We start from the raw sequence: 24,494 nt of genomic DNA, 5'->3' as shown, positions 1-24,494 counted from the left end.
TAATATGTTGAATTTTATTGTTATTTATGGTTGCTGTTGTGTGCAAATAGCCGATTTGGGGACACGCGTCATTTGCCAATTTGCCACCGTCCAATTAAGCAAATCGTGAGGTTGATTGGTGTCGGGCGCGGTGGGTATATTTAAATAACTCATTACTTGGCGCAATTGTGCTGCTGCCTGATTCACATCAATCGCATCGGCGCGTGTTTGCTTAGACCATTTTTGACCTAACTTATTGGTTAGTAAAGGTAAATGTGCATAATGTGGTGTAGGTGCATTCAGGCAGCGTTGCAAATAAATTTGGCGTGGCGTGGACACCAGCAAATCTTGACCGCGTACAATATGCGTGATGCCTTGCGCCGCATCGTCCACCACCACCGCCAATTGGTATGCCCAAAAACCGTCCGCGCGCAACAACACAAAATCGCCAATATCATGCGCCAAATTTTGGGCATAATGCCCAACAATTTCATCATCGAATTCAATGACTTCATCAGGAACGCGCACGCGCCATGCTGGAGATTTTTCAGGCTGCCTGAAAATATTTTTGTTGGCGCAAGCACCGTTGTAGACAAAACCGTCCGCGCCCAAACGAGCTTTCTCGTGCCAATCTTTACGGCTGCAATCGCACGGATACACCAAATTTCGCACTCGTAAATCATCAAGTGCATCGCGATAAAATGCGTGGCGTTGGCTTTGATACGCGACTTCGCCGTCCCACTCAAAACCAAATTTTTCTAGTGTAAACAAAATATTATCAGCTGCACCTTGCATTTCGCGCGGCGGATCGAGATCCTCCATGCGCAGTAGCCATTTACCACTATGAAATCGCGCATCGGCATAACTTGCCACGGCGGTCAGCAGCGAGCCAATGTGTAGTAAACCTGTGGGGCTGGGGGCGAATCGTCCTATGTATTTCATAATGGCTTATTGGGTTAATGTGAATTCAATTTTCAGGCAATCTAAAAAGATTTTTTATCATGCATTTGGAAGGCAAACTGAAAAAAATATGTTAGAATTATTTATTATTAATTTCAGTAGGTTACTATATAACATGACTCATCTGCACACACATTCTAACGCACATCATCACGACAATACACAAATTTTGTTAATGAGTTTTGCAATTATCATGTTGTTTATGTTGGTGGAATATGTGGGGGGGTACCTGACGCACAGTTTGGCATTGATAGCGGACGCTGGGCATATGTTAAATGACAGCTTGGGATTGGCAATTGCGTTACTTGCGCTGACGTGGGTAAAAAAATGGGCACGACATTTAGCGGTAGTTAATGGTTTATCGTTGTTATCTGTAGCGATTTTTGTGTTATTTGAAGCATGGCAACGCTGGCAAAGCCCAAGTGAAATAAATAGTTTACCGATGTTAGCGATTGCATTGTCTGGGTTGGTTGCGAATGGAGTGGTAGCGAAAATTATGCTTGCTGCTAATCACAACAATATCAATATTAGGGCAGCGTATTTACACGTTTTAGTGGATATTGCTGGGTCGGTGGTAGCGATTGTGGCTGGGTTGTGTGCGTATTTTTGGGGCTGGCAATGGGTGGACACGCTGGCAAGTACAGTATTAAGCGTGTTGATTTTAAGAAGTGGCTGGGGCATCACGCGTAACGCTTTGCGTGAGTTGCAAGAGCAGCGCGTTCCACAAACAGATTGACAAAAAAACCTTTCAGATTACCTGAAAAATAATTTTGTCAATCTACTCGGTTGGGTGACATATTTTGTTTAATGAGAAAAAATTATGGCACTCCAATCAAACAATCCACCCGTAAACACCCCATATGCCGCGCCATTACTGGCTTGATGCACCACTGCACAAGCCGATGTTGCCAACACAAAAAACATTACCAATAATTTCATTTTCATGATTTAAAAATGTTTGGTACTTTCCACGCCACCAGTTATTGTGCCGTAAATTTGATTACTGCCTGAACCATTATTGACACAAGCCGACAATGCCACCACCATGCACAGCAAAATCCAAAATTTTTTCATGATTTACTTCCTATTATTTAACCAATTTCAGGACTTTTTTCTTGGCGTTCGGTTCGTTTATCATGGATTCGTTTATCGTGGACTCATTTGGTGTGTAGGGAATCACTTCAAAGCCCATGCCTTCGCCCGTTTCTTTGGCGAAAATGCTCATCACATGATTCACAGGTACCCACACTTCTTGTGCCACGCCACCAAATCGCGCATGAAAGCTAATCCATTCATTATCAATGATTAAATCTTTTGTGGCACTTTGGCTGATGCTCAACACAATTTCATCGTTTTGAACGAATTGTTGTGGTACACGCGTGTATTCATTGACCCAAATCGCCAAATATGGTGTGTAGCCATTGTCCAAACACCACTCATATAAAGCGCGAATTAAATAAGGTTTGGTTGATGTGCTGCTGGATTCACTCATGATTATTATATCCTTATTTACGCATGGCTTTTTCGGCTGGTGTCAGTGCATCAATAAAGGCTTGACGTTGGAAAATGCGTTCGGCGGATTTCAAAATAGGCGTAGCGGCTTTGCTTAATTTAATATCGTAATGATCCAAACGCCACAACAACGGTGCAAGCGCCACATCAATCATAGAAAATTCATCACCCAATACATATTTATTTTTCGTGAATGCTGGTGCAATCATGGTTAAGCCATTGGCGATGGCTTCACGCGCTTTACTGTGTTCTTTGGCAGAAGCTGCTGTGTTTTCCAATGTTTGCACATGAACAAACAATTCTTTTTCCAAACGATGCAACACCAAACGCCCACGTCCGCGCATCACGGGGTCTCCTGGCATCAATTGGGGGTGTGGGAAACGTTCATCAATATATTCATTAATAATATTGGATTCAAATAAAATCAAATCACGTTCCACCAATACAGGCACTTGATTGTATGGATTCATCAACGCCAAATCTTCAGGTTTGTTAAATACGTCAATGTCTTTGATTTCAAAATCCATGCCCTTTTCAAATAATACAAAACGGCAACGGTGGCTAAATGGACAAGTAATGCCAGAGTACAATACCATCATAATTCAGAATCCTTGTAATCATTTAATTAATAAGATAAAGATTTTTCAGGCTGCCTGACGTGTAACTAACATCTAAAGGTAGCCTGAAAATGTGTTTGAAATTAAAAGAGAAATTATAATGTTTTTTGAGTGGATAAGCTAGTTTTTCAATTTAACTTATTGAATTATAATAATTAATATCCTAAACGCTGACAAATCGTAGAAACCAAACCCGCCTGATTCAACGTGTAAAAATGCAAACTTGGCGCACCTTCGCGTAACAAACGTTCACACATTTCCGTAACCACGTCCAATGCTAATGCCTTGATGGACGCAGTGTCATCCGCATACGATTGCAGTTTCAAACGCAACCAACGTGGAATTTCCGCACCACACGCGTCCGAAAATCGCACCAATTTGCTGAAACTGGCAATCGGCATAATCCCTGGAATAATCGGAATTTCCACGCCTCGCCCACGCACATCGTCTACAAAACGGGCGATTGGTGCTTATTTAATTGCCGACCAGCTCACAATTGTGGGTTTGGGCGAAACGGTTGCCGTGAATTTGGGGATTAACAGCAATGTGATTCTGTGGGCAGGCTTGGTGATTGTTGCGCTGATTACATCACTGGTGGTGGTTACGGTGGGGAATATTCCGTTTATTGGCTTGGTTGTGCCGAATATTGTGAGTCGAATCATGGGCGACAAACTGCGTGCGGGGCTGCCTGCGGTGGCATTGTTGGGGGCGGCGCTGGTGTTGCTGTGTGATGTGATTGGGCGCGTGATTGTGTTTCCGTTTGAGATTCCTGTGGCGACGGTGTTTGGGGTGTTGGGGACGGTTTTATTTTTAGGGTTATTGATGCGGCAGCCTGCACGATAGCTTTCAGGCCTAAACCTTTGCAAAACCTCATTTTTTGATAGCCATAAAAAATAAATCCCTAAAATTTCAATTGGTTATTTTTTTAAATTTGTAAATTTAGGGGTTTTGCAAAGGTTTTAGACTACTTTTTTGTACACGATAAAGCGTAGATTGACTCTCCGAGCCAACAAATCTTTTAACGCTTGCTTTTGTCGGCTTGGAAAGCCGACCTACAATTGTTTGGTACAAGATAAAAGGTAGGGCGTGCATTATCTACCAGAAAATATCATTCACTATTCAAGATGTTGGCGAACGGTATCTACCCTACATTTTGCGTCATCAAAAATTATCGTGAACCGAAAGGCTGTCTGAAAACGCTGTTATCTAGATGAAAAATAGGCGCGATTATAATGGATTTTCAGGCTACCTGAAACTTCAAATCTGCTTCTCTCATCAATTCCCGATGCTGTGATAAATATCGCTTACGTTCATCGTTTAACAAAACACTATCTAATTTCACATTTTGCCAATATTGCCACACATCATCAGATAATCTTTGCGATTTCAACATATTGCCAGCATCATCAAACGAAATATATTTCAAATCAAACAAGCTATCCAAAGTACGGCTCAACAATAAACCGTTATTAGGGTCATATGCTTCGGTGTCGTCCGACAAAATAAACGGCTTGATATGGCTTGCTACCAAAACAGGATACGCTAATTTTTCCAGCATACATTTCACGCCACCGTATTGCTCTTCACTTTCTTCTTGCAATTGATTTTTGTACAAACGATGCAGATAAGGGTCGCGTTTGCGTGTACTGCTTGTACTTAAATCGCCAAAAATACGTTGTGCGTCTTCGGCAAAATACAAATCATCGCCCACGCATTGCAAATCATCTAATTTAGCAAGCAAATTCCACAAATAGCTAATTTGATTGTATTTTCTTTCAATAAAACCTGACTGTGAACCTTGTTGCAAATAGTGATTTAATTCAGCTTCCGTCAAATAATCACGTGGAAAATTTACCAAATCCACCAACATCAATGCGGCAATTTCGGCTTTATTCAATTTGCCATTTGGGTGTTCCACCAGTGTTTTAATCAAGAAATTGAGTTGGCGAATATCAGAATGTTTAGTTACTGAACGCGTAAAACCTGAATGTGTGTACACAATTTTTGATAACAATATCCGGCGTTTCTGATTGGTTTTGGCTTGCATATATTCGCGTGATAACGGCGTATAGCCTGACAAAAACGGTTCAATAAATCCCATTTTAATCAATTGGTTAATGGATTTTCGCACAGATGCCAAATTTTTATATTGCCCTGTTTTTGTGGAAATCATGACAGGGTTTTGCTGAATTTTAGTTTGCAATTCATTATATAAATCATTGGTATACGATTGATTTTTATGGTTATCAATAAAATTTAAACAAATTTCCAATACGGTACAAAAACGCACATTATTGTAATCAGTAAACTCATTGGTTAATTCCCAATATTTCTCATAAATTTGCATGATGATTTTCCACTAAAAACAAAATTTCTTTGTGATTTTGCTTATTTTCTTTGCCCGTAACTTTGTAAACGTGCGGTGTTTCCAAAATTTTGACGCTGTGCCCATCTTGTGCCAACATTGCCGCTAATTCTTCACGATTGGGGTGCGACACATTGTTATAACTCAAGAGCCAGTATTTAAACGGTTTCAGGCAGCCTATCAATCGTTCAAACAATTCAACTACCTGCTTTTTATCCATAAAATGATTATTAAACGGTTGCTGAATAGCTGACGAAATATAGCTATCCAATAAACCATAAAAACCAAAATAATTGTTCATCGTACCCGTGTACGGGGGGTCAAGATACACCGCATCGGCTTGAATATGTTTCAATAAATCAAACACATCTTCGTTGAATGCCTGATGCGTTTTACCATTATCAAACACCGCTTGATTGTATGCTGCCAAATTTTGCCGAAAATGGCTTTCAAACGTTTCATTGTGATACGCACGGCGACGACCGTATTTCGCATAACTATATTCTTCATCTCGCAACTGCTTTATCTTTTCCCAAGGAATAGTGAAACGTGAATACGGCATTTTGCGAATCATGGCTCGGCGCATCAAACTAAACGCCAACGCTTTTTTATATGGATTGACTAATTCTGAAATATTTTCATGAATATAATCAAGCTGTTTACATTCATCTTCAAAGAAAAACACATTCGCATAATGTTCAGTCATAAAACCACTTTTCAGGCTGCCTGAAAAAATAGTATTCACATCTTCATCGGTTAAAATGTCATGATTATTCTCAATCAAAGCTAAAGCAAGTTGATGATTTATCAACAAAATATCATTAGCAATCACGCGATAACCACGTTTTTTTGCTTCAAATGAAAACGAACAACCACCGCTAAACACATCAGCTACCGTATTCACATCTTCGGGCAGTTGATCGCAAATCCACGCTGCAATTTTTTCCTTATTACCTATATAATTGATTTTTGGGTATTTTTTATAATTCATCTTAGCTCATTTTTAAAATAGCTTGGGCAATTGCTTCGGCAAGCAATGGCGGAACGGCATTACCAACTTGTTGTTGCTGTGCAATTTTTTGTCCACAAAATACAAAATCATCAGGAAACGACTGCAACGCCGCCAATTCTCGCACTGTCAGTGCACGATTTTGCTCATAATGAAACACCTTTCGCATATCACCCGTAACACACACAGATGGTTTATCACGATGATAACGAATGTATTTGCGGATATCGCCTGTTTTCGGGCGCAAATGTTCGGGAATATCGTTTCGGTTGCCACCATTTTGAATAAATGACATTTTTTCAAGCATTTGTGGCGTGTGTGCCATGGCTTCATGATTCGCAATGTGTTCGTGTGTTTCTCCCGATAGCAAAGGTGGAAAATGTCCAATGGTTTCGCCTACTGTTTTACAGGTAGCCTGAACACTTTTTGGAAACAAAATCTTGCCATTATCTCTTCTGCCAATAAACACAATACGGCTGCGTTGTTGTGGGACACCAAAATCTACAGCATTTAAAATTTGACATTTTACCGTGCATCCAATATCTTGAAAATACTGAATAATTTCTTGCCGCGTTTTGCCTGAATTATGGGTGTACAATCGCGCGACATTTTCCATGACAAAAAAACGTGGCTTTACAACACTTACCACGCGTACAAATTCCTTGAACAAATGATTGCGTGGGTCATCGGTAAACGTCCGTCCAATGTTGCCCGCCATGCTAAACCCTTGACACGGCGGCCCGCCAATGACGACATCAACGGCTTGTCCATTGAGTTCATTCAATATTTTTTCATTAGATAAAGTTGTTAAATCTGTTTGTAAAACATGATGTTTTGGGAAATTGGTACGGTATGTTTCGCAATACGTTTTTTCCAATTCCACTGAAAGCAATTGGCGAAAACCTGCACGGTCAAAGCCTAGCGAGAATCCGCCAGCTCCTGAAAATAAATCTATATAAGTTAAAGACATAGCATTTTGAATGGGGTTGAATAGACAATATTATATTTCAGGCAGCCTGAAAGGGCTACTTTAAGGCTGCCTGAATATCAATTTGCGACAAATTTCAAACGTGTATGGTCGTAAATATTGTATGGATTCATCAACGCCAAATCTTCAGGTTTGTTAAATACGTCAATGTCTTTGATTTCAAAATCCATGCCCTTTTCAAATAATACAAAACGGCAACGGTGGCTAAATGGACAAGTAATGCCAGAGTACAATACCATCATAATTCAGAATCCTTGTAATCATTTAATTAATAAGATAAAGATTTTTCAGGCTGCCTGACGTGTAACTAACATCTAAAGGTAGCCTGAAAATGTGTTTGAAATTAAAAGAGAAATTATAATGTTTTTTGAGTGGATAAGCTAGTTTTTCAATTTAACTTATTGAATTATAATAATTAATATCCTAAACGCTGACAAATCGTAGAAACCAAACCCGCCTGATTTAACGTGTAAAAATGCAAACTTGGCGCACCTTCGCGTAACAAACGTTCACACATTTCCGTAACCACGTCCAATGCTAATGCCTTGATGGACGCAGTGTCATCCGCATACGATTGCAGTTTCAAACGCAACCAACGTGGAATTTCCGCACCACACGCGTCCGAAAATCGCACCAATTTGCTGAAACTGGCAATCGGCATAATCCCTGGAATAATCGGAATTTCCACGCCTCGCCCACGCACATCGTCTACAAAACGGAAGTAACTGTCTGGATTGTAAAAATATTGTGTGATGGCGGAGTCTGCGCCTGCTTTGGCTTTGCGGACGAAATTGTTGATGTCGTCTTCCGCGCTGCGAGCTTGGGGGTGGTATTCGGGATAGGCGGCGACTTCAATGTGAAAATCATCGCCATGATTATTTTTAATTAATTCAACCAATTCATTAGCATAGCGCATTCCGTCCATGCCCAAACCAATACCCGATGGAATATCGCCACGTAATGCAACAATATGACGAACACCCATTTCTTTGTATTTTAATAATAATTCTTCTACTTCGCCGACAGTCATGCCGATACACGGTAAATGAGGGGCGGCCGCGATGCCTTCGCTCAAAATATCGCCGATGGTTTGGAATGTACCATCGCGTGTGCTGCCGCCTGCGCCTGATGTGCAAGAAAAAAATGCTGGATTGAATTGGCTGAGTTGTTTACGCGTAATCACTTGTTTTTCACGACCTTGCGGCGTGCGTGTGGGAAAAAATTCAAAGCTAAGTTGTTTGGGTTGAGTCATGGCAAATACTTTCAAGAGATATTTTCAGGCAGCCTGAAAAAATGATTTGATTCAAACCATGAAATTAGTCTTTTTATGTTCATTTGGCAAATGGATAATTTTTGTATTCTGCGTGAATTATTTTCAAGCCAATGGTAACAATCGTGAATCTATTGTTCCTAAAAATCAAAAATCCGTTTTCAGGCTGCCTTTTTTACGCAAAAAAACGGTAAAATAACCATTTTTCATCATTTAACGGAAAGACCAAAATGACTGTTAAAACTCGTTTTGCGCCCAGTCCCACTGGCTATTTACACATCGGTGGTGTGCGTACTGCCTTGTATTCATGGGCATTTGCCAAACATCATGGCGGCGAATTTTTGCTACGCATTGAAGACACCGACTTGGAACGTTCTACACAAGAGTCAGTAGAAATCATTTTAAAAGGTATGGATTGGGTGGGTTTGCACGCCGACAATGCCGATAATATCGTTTATCAAACAAAAAATTTTCCACGATATAAACAACTTATCCAAAAATTATTGGACGAAGGACACGCCTACAAATGCTATTGCAGCAAAGAAGAACTCGCCCAAATGCGCGAAAAAGCCGAACGTGAAGGCACGGCAACGTATGACCGCCGTTGGCGACCCGAAGTGGGCAAAACGCTGCCTGAAATTCCTGCTGGTGTTGAACCTGTGATTCGTTTTAAAAATCCGTTGGACGGCGTAACCTCTTGGTATGATTTGGTAAAAGGGGAAATCAGCATTCCGAATTCTGCGCTAGATGATTTGATTATCGCGCGTGCCGATGGTACGCCAACCTACAATTTTTGCGTGGTGGTAGATGATTTTGATATGGGGATTACGCATGTGATTCGCGGCGATGACCATGTGAACAATACACCTAAACAAATCAATATTTTCAAAGCATTAGGCGCAAAAATCCCCGAATACGCGCATTTGCCAATGATTTTGAATGAGCAAGGCAAAAAAATCTCTAAACGCAGTGGCGACACGGTTGCGATTACCGAATATGAAGACATGGGGATTTTGCCCGAAGCGATGTTGAATTATTTGGCGCGATTAGGTTGGGCGCATGGCGATGATGAATTTTTCAATATGAATCAATTTGTTGAATGGTTTGATTTGGCACACGTTTCTGCATCACCCAGCCGCATGGATAGCAAAAAATTAGCGTGGATTAACGCCGAACACATCAAAGTAACTGACAACGAAAAATTAGCTGAATTGACCTTGCCACGTTTGCAAAATCAAGGTGTTACGGTTTCAGGCAGCCTGAAACTGGCGGACGTGATTGCGTTTGTCAAAGACCGCGCCCATAATCTGAACGACTTGGCAACCGAATGCGCGTATTTCTACCAAAAAGCCACGCCGTTGGAAAAAGATGTGGCTAAACATTGGGACGAAGATGCGCCTGCGCGTATGGCGCGGTTTGCGGAAAAACTCGCTGCGCTGCCTGAAAGCGATTGGACGGCAGAAAAAATTCACGAATTGTTCGCGCCGTTCTGCGAAGCCGAAGGCATTAAGATGGGCAAACTGGGCATGCCGTTGCGTTTGGCGGTGTGCGGTACAGCCAAAACGCCAAGCGTGGATATGGTGTTGGCGATGTTGGGCAAAGACGAAGTATTGAAACGCATGCGCGGATAATGGTTGCGGTGTGAAACCTTTGCAAACATTGTCAATAAAACCAAGTTATCAATCTGACGAACACAGGTTCTAAGAACCTGTATTCACAGCCAAGCGCGATGTCTTTCTGCCCCATTTGGCACGCCTGCTGCGTTGAATTTCATGCCAATAGGAATGCTATTGACATAAAATTCGCCTTACATTCGCACTAAATGGGACAAAAATCCATTTCACGTTGGCTATGAATACAGGTTCTAAGGTTTCAGGCTGCCTGAATGTTGTCGTGCCGTTCTTTCAGGCAGCTTGAAATAAATTAACGCAATTTTGTTCCCCAGCGTTTTTGTTTACTATTTTGTTTTCCTTGAATTTTTGCCATTTCTTGTTGTGCGGATTGCTTGGTCATTTTGGCACTGAGTTGGCGTTCGGCTTCTTGTACGGAACAATTCATGGCGCGACTGGCGATAAATAATGCGTCTGTTCGCGCTTTACCGCCACTAAAATACATACGGCGCAAATCGGCTGGATTGATTTTGCCATTTTTCAAATCAATATTGAATTTGGCGGCACTTTCCAACAATTTCTTTTGTTTCCAATACATAAAACCTGTTGCACCACCAACAATCGCTGCAACCACCAACACACCAATAATGATTGCCAACCACCACGTTGCGCCAAATAAATACGCCAACATGGTTACAAATGCTGCCATCATCAACCAAATAAAAAATGTTCGTTTTTTGTCCATAATCAAAAAATCCTTATTAAAATTAACTCATTGCAATTAAAAAACATAGCGTATTTTCAGGCTGCCTGAAAAATAAATTGACCCATCACACAGCCAAATTCATGACCAAATGTTTCAAACTTGCCCACGCATCGCCATCGGTTGCACCTTTAATTTGGCGGTCAATTTTGGCGCATTCCTGCAACGCTGCCATCAAACGCGTAACTGAAATCCGCGCCACGGCTTTGGGTGCGAGTGTTTGTTTGTCGCCCCACAAACGCAATTCATTGCGCACCGCCTGCACCGTTTTGCCCTGTTTCAATGCTGCCGCCAACCGAATCAACATCCGCACGTCTTCCGCCACTGCCCATACCAGTAACACAGGTTCATCGCCTTCCGCTTCCAAGCCCCCAAGCAATCGCGCTACCCGTTGCACATCGCCACCCAACCACGCCCCCGAAAGCTGAAACACGTCAAATCGCGCCACATTTGCCACTGTTTGCTCGGTATCTGCCAAGGAAATGGTGTAACCAGACGGATACAATAATGCTAATTTGTCAATTTCTTGCTTAGTTGCTAATAAGTTACCTTCTACCCGTTGCGCAAATAATGCCAATGCGTCCGCATCAATTTTCAAATCATGTTGTTGTAACCGCGCCCGAATCCACGCAGGCAATGCCGCCATTGTTACGGCTTTCATTTCCAAAATCGTGGCGTGTTTTGCCAATGCTGCAAACCATTTGGATTGTAATTGTGTTTTGTCCAATTTAGGCAACACAATGACCACGCTGGTATCGGTTAGAGGGTGTTCGGCGAATTGTTGCATCATTTCGCTGCCTTGTTTACCTAATTTACCGTTTGGAATGTGTATTTCTAACAATTTACAATCGCCAAATAAACCGGCACTGGCAGCTTGCGCCCACAATTCTTGCCAATCAAATTGCGCTTGTTCCACCAAATAAGTTTCTTTCAAATAGCCACGTGATTTGGCAGCTGCCCGAATTTGTTCAAGTGCTTCAATTTTCAATAATTCTTCTTCGCCATGAATCACATAAATAGGGCGCAAACCTGTTTTCAGGCTGCCTGAAAGTTGATTAAAATCCATTGCTGCCATCATTAAGGCTCTGCTGTTGTGCTGGGGTAAGTGGGTAAAAATGCCAAACGGCGGACAATTTGTTCGCTGGCATCGGTTTGCATTTCGTGCCAAATAGTAGATTCTTCTTCAGCTTTACCCAATACTTCGCGGTCGGAATAGGGCAAAGTGCGTTTGATGTCAATTTGCATGGGTTCACCCCACGCTTTGCCATCGCGATAGGCTTGGGCATGGACACGCATGGAAAATAAATATTCGTTGATTCGGGCAGCGCGAGTAATGACGTAAATATCTTTTTTGGTATCTACACTCAATACACGAATTTCGGCTTCAGGGCTGCCTGAAAAGATTAAACGTTTACCTAGAACGTGTCGCATGGCATTTTCCAGCGATTCTTGTAATGCACCACCTGAAATTTGCCAATTTTGTACAGGCAATTGCGTATGAGTCCCCATACCCTTCAGGTGAAAACCACACGCCGACAACATCAACAATGCACATAACGGAGCTAATTTTTTTATCATCAAAATCATCATTTCATTTTTATTGATTTGTTATGGAATCATTATAAATGAGAATGCTGCCTGAAAAAATGAAATTTCAGGCAGTTTTTTGATTTAAAAAATAAAATTATCAATCTGATTCAGATAATAAACGCAAACGTTTCAATTCATCACAGATATCCGTCCGCGCCCAATCATTGCCCGATGCAATCAACAACAATGCGGTAGCGGTTTCCACATTGCATTTACCTGAATTTACTGCCCCTGACGCGCGTAAACGGCTGCCTTGTGCGTAGATGGGTGCGGCTTCGCCTTCAGGCACTTGGCTGATATTCATCACCAAACGATTTTTGCTGGTTAATTGGTGAATTGCGTCCAGTAAATCAATGTCTGCAGGTGCATTGCCATTGCCATAAGTCATGAGAATCGCGGCATTCATCGGAAAAGTCCGTAACATATGCGCCGCCGCTTTTACACCAATTCCAGGCGTGAGAAACAGCGTGCCAACGCGTTGGTCGGGGTCAAAACGGCGTTGCAAATGATTAAATGGAACAGCAGCTTTATCGGGTGTCCATGTGCCAAAATGATGATTGGCAAAACCTGCATCTTGTACGGTGCTGCATTTGGTCGTGCCAACAGCGGGGAACAAATTGCCATTAAATGCTAATAAAACTTCATGAATATCATCACGTTGCAACGCATTAACGGCTGTCTGAATATTTAAATTAGCATCACTATTTGGTGTACCGAATGGTTTTTGTGAGCCTGTCAAAATCACGGGTTTGCCCAGTGTATCCAACGCCAAGGCAAGCAAATTCGCGGTATAAGCCAGTGTATCTGTGCCATGCAACACCAACACACCATCGTATTTGGGTAAATGCTGTTGCAAAATATCCAACCATTCTGCCCAGTGTTGTGGCGATACAGCCGAGCTGTCAATCAATGGTTGGCAAACGTGCCAAGTAAAATTCAGGCTGCCTGAAAACGGTGCAAGTGCGGTATCTACAATGGCGGTATCGGGTTGTAGACCATCGGGACTTTCCACCATGCCAATGGTACCGCCTGTGTAGAGTACGAAAATATTTTTCATGATTTCATATCCTTATTAAGAATTGAGAAAATAATATTTAAATTTTTGTGGGTTATTTTTCAGGCTGCCTGAAAACATCACAACACATCGCGCCAACTTTTGCGCCACCACAAACGTGGTGTATTTTTTTGTGGTGTGAAAAAATCGTCCATGCCTTGATACAGCAATTGAATGATGCTGTGTGCCAGTTTGGGATTATTGAGCGAATCGCTGTTAATGGCGAGGTTGCCATTCACAAATTTAACTTCATCGCCTGCATACATAAACGGCAGCAATCCAAAAATATACAAAGGCTTATTACCCTGATACACACACATTTCCACCGCAATCGCATCAAAACGCCCTTGTGGTAAATTGGCAAAACTTTCATACAAAAAGGCTTGATGAGGCAAACGTTCGGGATTTTTTTTCAGCATATCGTGTCCACTTTGCATGGCTTCGGTAATGCTATTGGTGTTTAATTTCAATAAATTGATACCTGTTCCGTTGGGTTGTACGAGCGTGGGGGTGATGAGTTCTGTTTTTTGGCGTTTTTCCCACAATGCCCAAGCCGCGCCAAATCCAGCAGCTTTCAATGCGAGTTTCCATTCCAGCGGCATCGGTTCCGCCACAAAATTTGTCAATGGTGGCTGTTGCACCAATCCACCCCGATAATCACGTATGATTTCTGTAATCAAGTTGTAACTATTTTGCGGTTCAGGATATTGCCAAATTTGTGCGGTAATTTGTTGCAAAGGGAAAAACAATTTTCCGCCAATTAAAGCCGAATAACGATGAAAAAACTCATTGGGTAAATTGGGTTGTAGTGTTTTGGTTTCCTGGTAATTTAAAAATTTCAATGAATTATTGGACAAGTGGGCGGCAGTTCGTGCCAAATAAAATGCGCATAAATGCAAAAAATTTTGTGTGGGTGCGGCGGCAGCAAAACGGGTAAATTCAGGCTGCGCGGTACGAATAATATGCAATAATTTATCTAATTTTTGAATACTTTCAATATGATAATCTAAACCTATTTCACGTAACTCATTGTCATACGCCACCTGCGGCATGGGGCTACCATCGGGCGATTGTTGGCGGATAAAACCGTCCACGGCACGACGAGCGATTTGATTCATGTCGGTATTATCTGGGGTCTGTTCGGCAGAATGGGTTTCTTCGTGGCGCAAGTAATCCAGCCAACCCATGCTGCTGACATTTGGATTGGTGAACATTTGTTCCACAATATTTAATACAGGCGTAACAATACCATTACCAAAGTCTGCCACAATGCTATCAAAAAAATCAGGCGAAACAGGCTGTTTGGTTACTTCCGCAAGGCGATGGGCATTGTTCCACATAATGGTTTGTCCCAATTGTTGCGCCACCGTTTCGCCAATATAAAACCCAAGTAATAAGAATAAGTTACGATAAGATGGTGATTGAGTCGCCCAAGCGCGTATGGTGTCAGGGTATAAGTGATTATGTTTACTAAGTAACTGAACCAATTTATCGATTTGCTGCAAACTGGTCTCGCTAAAATCAAAAGCGATGCTGGTTAAAGCAGATGAACTGGCTAAACCTTCGGGTAGCGATTGTTTATTTAAAAAGTTACCTAAAATCAAATCGCGTAAAGTATGTTTGTGGGCTTCTATGTTGAAACACAAAATTTGCCACAAGGGTTTATCTAAATTGATGTCGCAATCGGGTCTGTCCATGGCTTGGCAAATGGTTTGCACGATGGGATAAGTGGTTGTGCCAGTGCTGATGCTGCCATCTTCATGCCATTCGGTTGCCACGCCGCTGCGATGGGCGAGATACTGTGCCAAGTAAGCCGCTAATGTATCAATAAAATTTTTACCAGATGGTTTTTGTTTGATGCTGCGGCTGGTGTATTCGGAGTTGGTGCGAATTTGTTTGAGCAGGCGATTGATGCGCTGAATGCTGTCGGGGGTGTAATCTAATTTCAGTGGTTGCCACACGGCTGGGAACGCCAAACCGCCTTCAGGTTGCCTATTTTGGTGTAGACAATCTAAAAGTTTTTGCATTTGGTTGGCGATGGATGTTTGCATGGGAAATCCTTATGGTTCAATTTGCAGCGATTTTAATTGTTCAGGCAGCCTTTTCAGTACATAACATTTTTTTTGAAATGCTGCCTGAAACAGTGGGTGTGCCATCATTTTCGCGTAGGCGGGAATCCAAGTTTAAACAACACAACTATTTTATAAATAGATTCCCGCCTATGCGGGAATGATGATGTTTTTATTTTGTCGTGTACGAAAGGCTGCCTGAAAAACACAGTACACGAATTCTACCGCAAAATGAAAACATTGCGCGTTCTCAACATTCATATTCCACAAAATTTATCCCCCAAAAGGCTGCCTGAAAAATATTTCAAAATATAATCAATAAAATTCAAATAATTATATAATTAAACAAACGATAACTATTCTTAATACTATAGACGTAAAATGTTAATACAAGTAAAATACAAAAAAAGAGATTTATTTTTATTTGTTTTTTTTGGTTATTGTACCTAGAGGATAATTTTATGCGTTCTCCGATTTTCAAATTAACGGCGTTGGCGGCGATATTTCTCACTGGCTTGGCTGGTGCGGAAACCGTTGCTACTCAACATTTACCCACTGTGGAAGTCAAAGCGCGTGCGGTGTCGCCCACTAATCGCATTACACTGAAACAAATGGACGAAACAACAGATACTGAATTAAAAGAAGTATTGAAAAATGAACCATCTATCAGTTTTGGTGGTGGCGCGGGTCAATCTTCGTTTATGTATATTCGCGGCATGGGACAAAATTCCATTGACGTAAAATTGGATAATGCATACAGCGACAGCCAAATTCACTACCACCAAAGTCGTCATATGCTTGACCCTGCTTTGGTGAAAATTGTGGCGGTACAAAAAGGCGCAGGTTCAGCCAGCGCGGGCATCGGGCAAACCAATGGCGCAATCGTCGCAAAAACCATTGACGCTGCCGATTTATTGAAAAACAGCAGTAACCCCAATTTTGGTGCCAAAATCAATTTGGGCTACAACAGCAATGACGGACACAATTACGGTTTGGCGTTATTTGGTCAATCGGGTGCGTTTGACTTTTTGTTAGCTGGCAATCGTGTCAATGACAATGAATACAAAGGCGGTAAAGGTTATTACAATTCATATCGCAAAAACGATAGAGTCAGTTATAGCGAATTGGATAAAATCAGCTATTTAGCAAAAATTGGTGCCAATTTAGGCAATAATCGCATCACATTAAGCCATTTGCACGAACAACAAAAAGGCAGACGTTTGGTACGCGAAGAATTTATGTTTAGTCCCGCTTTAACTGAAGAGCGCCAATTCCCATCCGAACGTAAAATGTACGTTACCAATACGAATTTGGAATGGACTGGCAAAGATTTAGGTTTTGCAAAATCAGGTACAGCAAACGTGTATCGTATGATTTATGGACGCTGGTCAGGTGATGATTCGGGCAACGGTTATGCGGGTGGTAAACTCAACACGGGATCTACCACAACAAAAGTTCAAACCATTGGTGCTAACGTGAATTTTGATTCACAAGTTCATGACAAAGTTTTATTAAAATACGGTGTGAATTATCGTAATCAAGAAATCAAGCCCAATAAATTCTTTAACACAAACTTGATTAACCAAGAAAAACAAGATGCGGGTATTTACGCGGAAGCAATTGCTGATGTTACCGATAAATTGACGTTAACAGGCGGTTTGCGCTACGACTATTTTAATTTCAAAGCAATGGACGGCAAAAAACGCCATGATAGCGCAATCAGCCCAAGCATAAGCGCAATTTTCCAAGCCACACCTGAATTGAGTTTCCGTGCCCAACACAATTATGCTACACGTAGTCCACGCTTACATGATGCTCTTCTATCGCACGGTGCAGGTGGCATCACAACAATTGACAGTAATACAAAAGCAGAACGCGCTCGTAACACCGAAATTGGTTTCAGTTTCCAAAAAAATGGATTTGGTTTAGACGGTACTTATTTCTGGCAAAACATTAAAGATGCATTGGGTACAACCGCTGGTCGTAACGTTCATGACTGCCTGAACACAACAGGTAAGTGCGCCATGATTATCAATGCTGGAAAAATTAAAAATAAAGGTTATGAATTAAATTCTTACTATCGTTGGAATGGTTTGACGGCGCGATTGGGTGTAGCACACGCCAAACCCCGTTTCTATGGCGAAAAATTAAGTACTAAGCCTGAGTATGCCACTGTTATTGGTCGTACTTGGACGGCAGCTTTGTCGTACCAATTTGCCAACCCAAATTTAGAAATCGGTATCCAACATCGCCAAGTAGAAAAAGTGAAAGTAGCGGATAATTATTTCTTGATAAACAGTATCGTTAAACAAGCTCCAAATGGTAAAGCAAGTTATGGCGTAACCGATATTTCTGCCAACTGGAAACCTTTGAATAACGATAAATTAAATGTGAATTTGGCGGTGGATAATGTAACCAATAAATTGTATTATCCGCATTCACAACGTGGACCATTCCCTGGCGAAGGTCGTCAATATCGCGTGGGCGTGAATTACACGTTCTAAGAACCTGTATTCATAGCCAACATGAAATGGATTTTTGTCCCAGTTGGTGCGAATGTAAGGCGAATTTTGTGTCAATAGCGTTCCTATTGACATAAAATTCAACGCAGCAGGCGTGCTAAATGGGGCAAAAAGACATCACGCTTGGCTGTAAATATAGGTTCTAAGTGCTTTTGGTGTTTTCAGGCAGCCTGAAAAGAAAAATATTGTCCTAATACATTGAAAGGATTATATGGTCGGGCAGCCTGAAACCTAATTATTTTTAGATATAAAGGTCATCACATGAAAAAAACACTTGTTGCATTATTTACTTTGGCCGCATTAACCGCTTGCGGACAACAAAACGCGCAAAATGCCGCACCAGCAGCATCGCAAGCGGCATCTGCACCGCAAACCAAAGCAGATGACAAACCCTTAACGCCACACAAAGATATTCAAGGCGAAGTGATTACCGTGAAAACCACTCGTGGTGATTTTCCTGTACCGAAAAATCCTGAACGAGTGGCAGTTTATGATTTGGGGATGTTAGACACGCTGACTGCTTTGGGCGTGAATGTGGGTGCGACAGTGGACAAAGCCACATTGGCGTATCTGCAACCTGCAATAGAAAAAGCACAACACGTTGGCACATTATTTGAACCCAATTATGAAGCCTTGAACGCGTTTAAACCGCAATTGATTGTTACAGGCAGTCGCGCTAATAAAGCGATTCATCAGTTAAACGAAATCGCACCAACGATTGAAATGACCGCAGACACCAAAGATTTAATTGGCAGCGCGAAAGAACGTATCGATGCATTCGCGCAAATTTTTGGCAAACAAACCGAAGCCGATAAATTAAAAGTTGCAATTGATGCCGATTTAGCCGCCGCGCAAGCTGCTGCCAAAGACAAAGGCACAGGTTTGGTGTTAATTGTAAACGCGGGTAAATTATCCGCACAAAGCCCGACATCGCGTTTGGGTGGCTGGATTCATCAAGCAGTTGGCATTGCGCCTGTGGACGCGAATATGAAAGAAGGTTCGCATGGTATGCCCGTATCGTTTGAATACTTGAAAGAGAAAAATCCTGATTGGTTGTTTGTGTTGGATCGAGGGGCAGCGATTGGCGAAGAAGGTCAAGCCGCCAAAGATGTGTTGAATAATCCGCTTGTTGCCGAGACAACTGCATGGAAAAAAGGTCAAGTGGTGTATTTGGATAGTGGCACTTATTTGGCAGCAGGTGGCGCAACGCAATTGCAAACCGCTTTGAAACAAGTTACCCAAGCATTTAAATCAGCCAAATAATTTTAACATCAATTACTTTCAGGCAGCTTGTGTTTATTTTCAGGCTGCCTGAAAGATTATTTTATAAATGAATTGGCTTGAATCCAAACAGCGTTTTCGCTTAAAATACGCTGCTTTCACGGACGTGAATTTTGTCCGTCTATTTTATTTAAACGAGAAAGCACATGACACATTCTGAAGTGGCGTGTGTTTTTTTTGAGTCAAATTTTTTCAGGCTGCCTGAATATTTCATTCCATTCATTTAGGAGTTTTTCCATGTCTATTCCAGCTTTACTGGTGCTTGCCGATGGCAGCGTTTTTCACGGTATCTCTGTCGGTTATCAAGGCAATACGTCTGGCGAAGTGGTGTTCAACACCGCCATGACGGGCTACCAAGAAATCTTAACTGACCCATCATACTGCAAACAAATCGTTACGCTCACTTACCCACACATTGGCAACACAGGCACCAACTCCGAAGACGTGGAAAGCCGTCAAGTATTTGCTGCAGGGTTAATTATTCGTGATTTACCCTTATTACACAGCAACTTCCGTTCCAAAGAAAGTTTGCAAGATTATTTGATTCGCCACAAAACTGTCGCCATCGCCGATATTGACACGCGCCGTTTAACCCGAATTCTGCGCGACAAAGGCGCACAAGCTGGCGCAATTTTAACGGGCGAATACGCCAATTTAGAACACGCCAACCAACTGATTGCCGAATTTGGCAGCATGAATGGCAAAGATTTGGCTAAAGAAGTTACCTGCGCCCAATCCTACGAATGGCACGAAGGCGAATGGGCTTTGGGCGAAGGTTTCAGGCAGCCTGAAACGCCATATCACGTGGCAGTGTACGATTTTGGCGTGAAAACCAATATTTTGCGTATGTTGTCGCAACGCGGTTGTCGTTTGACGGTGTTCCCTGCGCAAACGCCTGCTGCCGAAGTGTTGGCGAGCAATCCTGATGGCGTGTTTTTGTCCAATGGACCGGGTGATCCGCAACCGTGTGATTACGCGATTGCTGCCATTCAAGAAATTTTGGCAACGAAAAAACCTGTATTTGGTATTTGCTTGGGACATCAATTATTGGGTTTGGCAACTGGCGCGAAAACCAGCAAAATGCCATTTGGGCATCACGGTGCAAATCACCCCGTACAAGATTTGAATAATGGCAAAGTGATGATTACCAGCCAAAACCATGGTTTCCAAATTGATGAAAACACATTAGCAGACAATGTACGCGTTACGCATCGTTCGCTATTTGATGGCACAGTACAAGGCATTGAATTAACGAATCAATCCGCATTCAGTTTTCAAGGGCACCCCGAAGCCAGTCCAGGCCCACACGATTTAAGCTATCTATTTGATAAATTTGTTACCAATATTAAAGCAGCAAAAGGATAAGTTAATGTTTTATTTTGATGTTGCGCTCAAATTATTGTTGGGTTTTTTGGCATTAATCTTGGTAATTAATTTAACAGGAAAGGGGAATCTTGCCCCTGCATCTGCAAGCGACCAAGTACAAAATTATGTGTTGGGGGGGATTGTGGGCGGTGTTATTTACAATCCTGATATTACTATTCCTGAATTTATGCTGATTTTAGTCATTTGGTTTATGTTGGTATTATCACTGCGATGGTTGAAAAAGCATAATAATTTAGTCAAACGATGGGTGGATGGTAAGCCAGTTTTACTGGTTTCAAAAGGACAAATTGATGTCAAAGCCATGAAGCAAGTGGACTTATCAGCACATGATTTATCTTTTAAATTACGTATGCAAGGAATTTATACAATCAAAGATGTAAAACAAGCTATCTTAGAACAAGATGGACAAATTATTGTTACATTGCTTGGTGAAAAAAATCCTAAATATCCTTTAATTACCGATGGTGTGATTCAACAAACAACATTGGAAATGATTGATAAAGATGAAAATTGGTTACTTGATGAATTAAAATCACAAGGAATTGAAGATGTTAGCAAAATATTCCTTGCTGAATATAATGATGGTCAAATTATTGTAACCAAATAGTTATATAACATACAGAAAGAAAAGGAGCTGCACAATGGTATAACGATTTTAGAACCTGTATTCATAGCCAACGTGAAATAGATTTTTGTCCCAGTTGGCGTAAATGTAAGACAAATTTTATGCTAATAGCCTTCCTATTGGCGTGAAATTCAACGCAGCAGGCGTACCAAATGGAGCAAAAAGACATCGCGCTTGGCTGTGAATACAGGTTCTTAATTCACTATCTTTTCAAGAAAGACTACAACATAATCAGGAAGTTATAAATATGAAAACTTGGCGACAAGCCCTAGGTGCTGAAAAATCACAACCGTATTTTCAAAACATTTTGGCACGAGTACAAGCCGAACGTGATGCAGGATTGACCATATTTCCCCCCGCCGCCGATGTATTCAACGCGTTTAAATTGACGGAATTTGCGGATGTGCGCGTGGTAATTTTGGGGCAAGACCCATATCACAATGTTGGGCAAGCACATGGATTGGCGTTTTCGGTGCGCGAAGGCGTACAAATTCCCCCATCTTTAGTCAATATTTATAAAGAATTAGCTGATGATATTGCTGGTTTTCATACCCCAAAACACGGCTGCCTCAATCATTGGGCGCAACAAGGCGTATTGTTACTCAACACTGTGCTAACGGTTCGCGCCCATCAGGCGCATTCTCACGCACAATTTGGTTGGGAAACATTTACCGACCGCGTGATTAGCCAAATCAACGCACATCGGCAAAATGTGGTGTTTATGCTGTGGGGCAGCCACGCACAGAAAAAAGGAGCAATGATTGACCGTACCAAACATTTGGTTTTGACTGCACCACACCCATCGCCTTTGTCGGCGTATCGTGGCTTTTTCGGCTGCAAGCATTTTTCACAAGCCAATGATTATTTAAAACAATTTAATTACCAACCGATTGACTGGCAAATTTAAAAATTACGCCCAAATATTTTATCTGACTTTTCAGGCAGCCTGAAAATCGCTACAATTTTATTTTTAAACAATAAAACAATCATCATGACACACTCAATACTCACACGCCGTCAATTACTTTTAACAACAGGTGCAGCACTCGCTTTCCCCAAAATCGCTTTGGCAGGCGCACAACGCGAAGAAACATTAGCAGACGATATCGCCAGCGTGATGCGCAGTTCCATCGCCCATGCAAGCCCACCACAATTGGTGTTCGCGCATTCATCTGACGGACAACGCTGGCTCAATGAGATGTCGGTGCGTTTGTCGCAATTTATCAAAGGCAGCGAATTGGAACGCCGTCGCCTACTCACTTACATTCAATACGAAGCGACTCGCGCCGATTTGGACGTACAATTGATTTTAGGTTTGATTGAAGTAGAAAGTGGTTTTCATCAATACGCGGTCAGTGGCGTGGGCGCGAAAGGCTTGATGCAAGTGATGCCATTTTGGCAAAAATACATTGGCAAACCCGAACACAATTTATTTGATGTGCGAACAAATTTACGCTATGGTTGCACAATCTTACGCCAATATAAAAATTTAGAAAATAGTAATATTCGCAATGCGTTAGCGCGTTACAACGGTAGCTTAGGCAGCGACAAATATCCCAATGCAGTCATTGGCGCATGGAAAAATCACTGGCAATGGGGCGGATAACATTGACAATGAATTTCAAGTTTTTAAAGAAGTTCACGGTATGGGTTTGTTGGGCGCAGTATTCATGGTTAAAGATGAAAACCACGCTGATGAATTGGTCAAATTTGTGCCATCATGATGATTAAAAAACAAAAATTGACACGAAAGCATATCGCGTTTACGCGTTACCACACAAGAACGGATACAACAAAATGATTGATGATAAATTAATTATGAATAATATGGAAATTTGGTTGGATAAAGCCGTCATTGGACTGAATCTCTGCCCTTTTGCTAAAGCACCACGCGTCAAAGATCAAATTCGCATCGCCATCAGCCATGCCAAACATTTAGACGGTTTTTTGGAAGATTTAGACAACGAAATCCAAATGTTATTGCACACACCCGCCAATGAGTTAGAAACCACTTTATTGGTACATGCTGAATTATTTGATGATTTTTTTATCTTTAACGATATGCTGGACATCGCCGAAGCCGCATTAGTGGACAATCAAGCCGAGGGCATCATTCAAATCGCCCCATTTCACCCAAAATTCCAATTTGCCGACACCGAAGCAGACGACATCACCAATTACACCAACCGCTCACCCTACCCTACTTTGCATTTAATCCGTGAAGACAGTATTGCCAAAGCCACCCAAGCCTTTCCCGATGCGGCTGTTATTTTTGAACGCAATATGTCTGTATTGCAAGAAATGGGACAAGACGGTTGGGACAAAATGGCGATTCCAAATGTTTCAGGCTGCCCTTTACACAAGGAAAAACCATGATTTCAGAAAAAATGATTCGTGGCGTGTTGTTTGTGGCAGGTGGATTGTCGTTGCTACTGGGCATTATTGGGGCGTTTTTGCCGCTGCTACCGACCGTACCATTTGTGCTTTTAACGGCGATGTGTTGGGGACGTGCATCACCACGTTTTCATGCGTGGCTATTGAATCATCAGACATTTGGACCAATGGTGCGTGATTGGCGAGAACGTGGTGCGATTCCACGTCGTGCCAAATATTTAGCATGGACAATGATGACTGTTTCCTGCATCGGCGTAACACTGCACATCAACCACAAACACCCCGATTATTTGTGGGTAGCGTTTTTGACAAGTGGTATTTGTTTGATGGTAGCGATTTGGATGTCGCGCCAACCCGATGCGTGAATTCCTTTAACGAAATGAATTCGTAAAATAAATTTTCAGGCTGCCTGAAAAATCAATATTCAATTAAATCAAATAATTATAGTCGTTTAAAATAAAAAGAGAACAAGGCAACCGCTGTGTACTTCCAATACCGCA

26 protein-coding genes and 3 pseudogenes are annotated in these 24,494 nt (G+C 41.8%); 13 read left to right on the top strand and 16 right to left on the bottom strand.

The annotated features are described in order from the left end of the window. Nucleotides 1-24 precede the first annotated feature (24 nt). A complete protein-coding gene (gene gluQRS, locus BWP33_RS06605; protein WP_002642565.1) occupies nt 25-921 on the bottom strand; it encodes a tRNA glutamyl-Q(34) synthetase GluQRS in 897 nt (298 codons plus the stop codon). Nucleotides 922-1,054: 133 nt separating this feature from the next. Here gluQRS and BWP33_RS06600 point away from each other — a divergent pair, with 133 nt between their 5' ends. After that, on the top strand, nt 1,055-1,675 hold the full coding sequence (locus BWP33_RS06600) for a cation diffusion facilitator family transporter (RefSeq protein WP_002642566.1): 621 nt from the start codon (nt 1,055-1,057) through the stop codon (nt 1,673-1,675). Nucleotides 1,676-1,743: 68 nt separating this feature from the next. Here the strand turns inward: BWP33_RS06600 and BWP33_RS12400 are convergent, their stop codons facing one another. From BWP33_RS12400 to BWP33_RS06585, 5 genes and pseudogenes are all read right to left on the bottom strand, one after another. Next, nucleotides 1,744-1,884, bottom strand: a complete 141-nt coding sequence (locus BWP33_RS12400) for a hypothetical protein (protein ID WP_155999614.1) — start codon at nt 1,882-1,884, stop codon at nt 1,744-1,746. A gap of 3 nt (nt 1,885-1,887) precedes the next feature. Then, a complete protein-coding gene (locus BWP33_RS13155) occupies nt 1,888-2,013 on the bottom strand; it encodes a hypothetical protein (RefSeq protein WP_002642567.1) in 126 nt (41 codons plus the stop codon). A gap of 13 nt (nt 2,014-2,026) precedes the next feature. After that, nucleotides 2,027-2,431, bottom strand: coding sequence for a ClpXP protease specificity-enhancing factor (locus BWP33_RS06595; protein ID WP_002642568.1), 405 nt, complete (start codon nt 2,429-2,431; stop codon nt 2,027-2,029). A gap of 13 nt (nt 2,432-2,444) precedes the next feature. Further along, nucleotides 2,445-3,050, bottom strand: coding sequence for a glutathione S-transferase N-terminal domain-containing protein (locus tag BWP33_RS06590; protein WP_002642569.1), 606 nt, complete (start codon nt 3,048-3,050; stop codon nt 2,445-2,447). 173 nt (nt 3,051-3,223) lie between these two features. Further along, nucleotides 3,224-3,526 (bottom strand): annotated as a pseudogene (locus BWP33_RS06585) (methylenetetrahydrofolate reductase); the annotation flags it as partial. A 1-nt stretch (nt 3,527) separates the two neighbouring features. Between BWP33_RS06585 and BWP33_RS06580 the strand changes: the two are divergent. Beyond that, nucleotides 3,528-3,911 (top strand): annotated as a pseudogene (locus BWP33_RS06580) (iron chelate uptake ABC transporter family permease subunit); the annotation flags it as partial. A 397-nt stretch (nt 3,912-4,308) separates the two neighbouring features. On the opposite strand, the gene BWP33_RS06575 reads toward BWP33_RS06580, so the two are convergent. The 5 genes and pseudogenes from BWP33_RS06575 to metF form a co-directional block, all read right to left on the bottom strand. Further along, complete coding sequence (locus BWP33_RS06575) at nt 4,309-5,415, bottom strand: HNH endonuclease signature motif containing protein (protein WP_002642571.1); 1,107 nt, start codon at nt 5,413-5,415, stop codon at nt 4,309-4,311. After that, the gene (locus tag BWP33_RS06570; RefSeq protein WP_002642572.1) at nt 5,402-6,424 is read right to left on the bottom strand and encodes a DNA adenine methylase; all 1,023 of its coding nucleotides are present in this window, start codon (nt 6,422-6,424) and stop codon (nt 5,402-5,404) included. The genes BWP33_RS06575 and BWP33_RS06570 overlap by 14 nt, the downstream gene beginning before the upstream one ends. 1 nt (nt 6,425) lies before the next feature. Then, the gene (locus BWP33_RS06565) at nt 6,426-7,412 is read right to left on the bottom strand and encodes a DNA cytosine methyltransferase (RefSeq protein WP_002642573.1); all 987 of its coding nucleotides are present in this window, start codon (nt 7,410-7,412) and stop codon (nt 6,426-6,428) included. 116 nt (nt 7,413-7,528) lie between these two features. Next, nucleotides 7,529-7,672: pseudogene (locus BWP33_RS06560) on the bottom strand (glutathione S-transferase N-terminal domain-containing protein); the annotation flags it as partial. Between the two features lie 173 nt (nt 7,673-7,845). Continuing rightward, a complete protein-coding gene (gene metF, locus BWP33_RS06555) occupies nt 7,846-8,682 on the bottom strand; it encodes a methylenetetrahydrofolate reductase [NAD(P)H] (RefSeq protein WP_002642577.1) in 837 nt (278 codons plus the stop codon). Between the two features lie 58 nt (nt 8,683-8,740). Between metF and BWP33_RS12395 the strand changes: the two genes are divergently transcribed. Both BWP33_RS12395 and gltX read left to right on the top strand, forming a co-directional pair. Then, the gene (locus BWP33_RS12395) at nt 8,741-8,899 is read left to right on the top strand and encodes a hypothetical protein (protein ID WP_155999617.1); all 159 of its coding nucleotides are present in this window, start codon (nt 8,741-8,743) and stop codon (nt 8,897-8,899) included. Between the two features lie 31 nt (nt 8,900-8,930). Further along, the gene (gltX, locus tag BWP33_RS06550; protein WP_002642578.1) at nt 8,931-10,331 is read left to right on the top strand and encodes a glutamate--tRNA ligase; all 1,401 of its coding nucleotides are present in this window, start codon (nt 8,931-8,933) and stop codon (nt 10,329-10,331) included. Nucleotides 10,332-10,623: 292 nt separating this feature from the next. Here gltX and BWP33_RS06545 read toward each other — a convergent pair whose 3' ends face one another. From BWP33_RS06545 to BWP33_RS06525, 5 genes are all read right to left on the bottom strand, one after another. Next, nucleotides 10,624-11,055, bottom strand: coding sequence for an NfeD family protein (locus BWP33_RS06545; protein WP_002642579.1), 432 nt, complete (start codon nt 11,053-11,055; stop codon nt 10,624-10,626). An 85-nt stretch (nt 11,056-11,140) separates the two neighbouring features. Beyond that, nucleotides 11,141-12,148: a DNA polymerase III subunit delta gene (gene holA, locus BWP33_RS06540; protein ID WP_040629275.1), complete on the bottom strand. Its 1,008-nt coding sequence runs from the start codon at nt 12,146-12,148 to the stop codon at nt 11,141-11,143. Nucleotides 12,149-12,150: 2 nt separating this feature from the next. Next, nucleotides 12,151-12,648 (bottom strand): LPS-assembly lipoprotein LptE, encoded by a 498-nt coding sequence (locus BWP33_RS06535; RefSeq protein ID WP_398408261.1) that lies wholly within the window; start codon nt 12,646-12,648, stop codon nt 12,151-12,153. 112 nt (nt 12,649-12,760) lie between these two features. Beyond that, the gene (locus BWP33_RS06530; RefSeq protein WP_002642582.1) at nt 12,761-13,720 is read right to left on the bottom strand and encodes an asparaginase; all 960 of its coding nucleotides are present in this window, start codon (nt 13,718-13,720) and stop codon (nt 12,761-12,763) included. A 77-nt stretch (nt 13,721-13,797) separates the two neighbouring features. Beyond that, on the bottom strand, nt 13,798-15,768 hold the full coding sequence (locus BWP33_RS06525; protein ID WP_002642583.1) for a hypothetical protein: 1,971 nt from the start codon (nt 15,766-15,768) through the stop codon (nt 13,798-13,800). Between the two features lie 479 nt (nt 15,769-16,247). Between BWP33_RS06525 and BWP33_RS06520 the strand changes: the two genes are divergently transcribed. From BWP33_RS06520 to BWP33_RS06485, 9 genes are all read left to right on the top strand, one after another. Next, nucleotides 16,248-18,290, top strand: a complete 2,043-nt coding sequence (locus BWP33_RS06520; protein WP_002642584.1) for a TonB-dependent receptor — start codon at nt 16,248-16,250, stop codon at nt 18,288-18,290. 279 nt (nt 18,291-18,569) lie between these two features. Next, the gene (locus tag BWP33_RS06515; RefSeq protein ID WP_002642585.1) at nt 18,570-19,571 is read left to right on the top strand and encodes a siderophore ABC transporter substrate-binding protein; all 1,002 of its coding nucleotides are present in this window, start codon (nt 18,570-18,572) and stop codon (nt 19,569-19,571) included. A gap of 255 nt (nt 19,572-19,826) precedes the next feature. Next, nucleotides 19,827-20,954 carry a glutamine-hydrolyzing carbamoyl-phosphate synthase small subunit gene (gene carA / locus BWP33_RS06510; protein WP_002642586.1) on the top strand — a complete coding sequence of 376 codons (1,128 nt, stop codon included), beginning with the start codon at nt 19,827-19,829 and terminating at the stop codon, nt 20,952-20,954. Nucleotides 20,955-20,958: 4 nt separating this feature from the next. Then, nucleotides 20,959-21,582 (top strand): DUF421 domain-containing protein, encoded by a 624-nt coding sequence (locus BWP33_RS06505; RefSeq protein WP_002642587.1) that lies wholly within the window; start codon nt 20,959-20,961, stop codon nt 21,580-21,582. 265 nt (nt 21,583-21,847) lie between these two features. After that, nucleotides 21,848-22,507 carry a uracil-DNA glycosylase gene (ung, locus tag BWP33_RS06500; RefSeq protein WP_002642588.1) on the top strand — a complete coding sequence of 220 codons (660 nt, stop codon included), beginning with the start codon at nt 21,848-21,850 and terminating at the stop codon, nt 22,505-22,507. A gap of 84 nt (nt 22,508-22,591) precedes the next feature. Beyond that, the gene (locus BWP33_RS06495; RefSeq protein ID WP_002642589.1) at nt 22,592-23,206 is read left to right on the top strand and encodes a lytic transglycosylase domain-containing protein; all 615 of its coding nucleotides are present in this window, start codon (nt 22,592-22,594) and stop codon (nt 23,204-23,206) included. Continuing rightward, nucleotides 23,160-23,324, top strand: a complete 165-nt coding sequence (locus BWP33_RS12390; protein ID WP_002642590.1) for a hypothetical protein — start codon at nt 23,160-23,162, stop codon at nt 23,322-23,324. The genes BWP33_RS06495 and BWP33_RS12390 overlap by 47 nt, the downstream gene beginning before the upstream one ends. Nucleotides 23,325-23,397: 73 nt before the next feature. Further along, a complete protein-coding gene (locus tag BWP33_RS06490) occupies nt 23,398-23,976 on the top strand; it encodes a DUF1415 domain-containing protein (RefSeq protein ID WP_002642591.1) in 579 nt (192 codons plus the stop codon). 11 nt (nt 23,977-23,987) lie between these two features. Then, nucleotides 23,988-24,359, top strand: a complete 372-nt coding sequence (locus tag BWP33_RS06485; protein ID WP_040629281.1) for a YbaN family protein — start codon at nt 23,988-23,990, stop codon at nt 24,357-24,359. Nucleotides 24,360-24,494 lie beyond the last annotated feature (135 nt).

The sequence above is a fragment of the Simonsiella muelleri ATCC 29453 genome (assembly GCF_002951835.1).
Lineage (GTDB): Bacteria > Pseudomonadota > Gammaproteobacteria > Burkholderiales > Neisseriaceae > Simonsiella > Simonsiella muelleri.
This window is presented reverse-complemented; position numbering and strand designations above follow the sequence as displayed.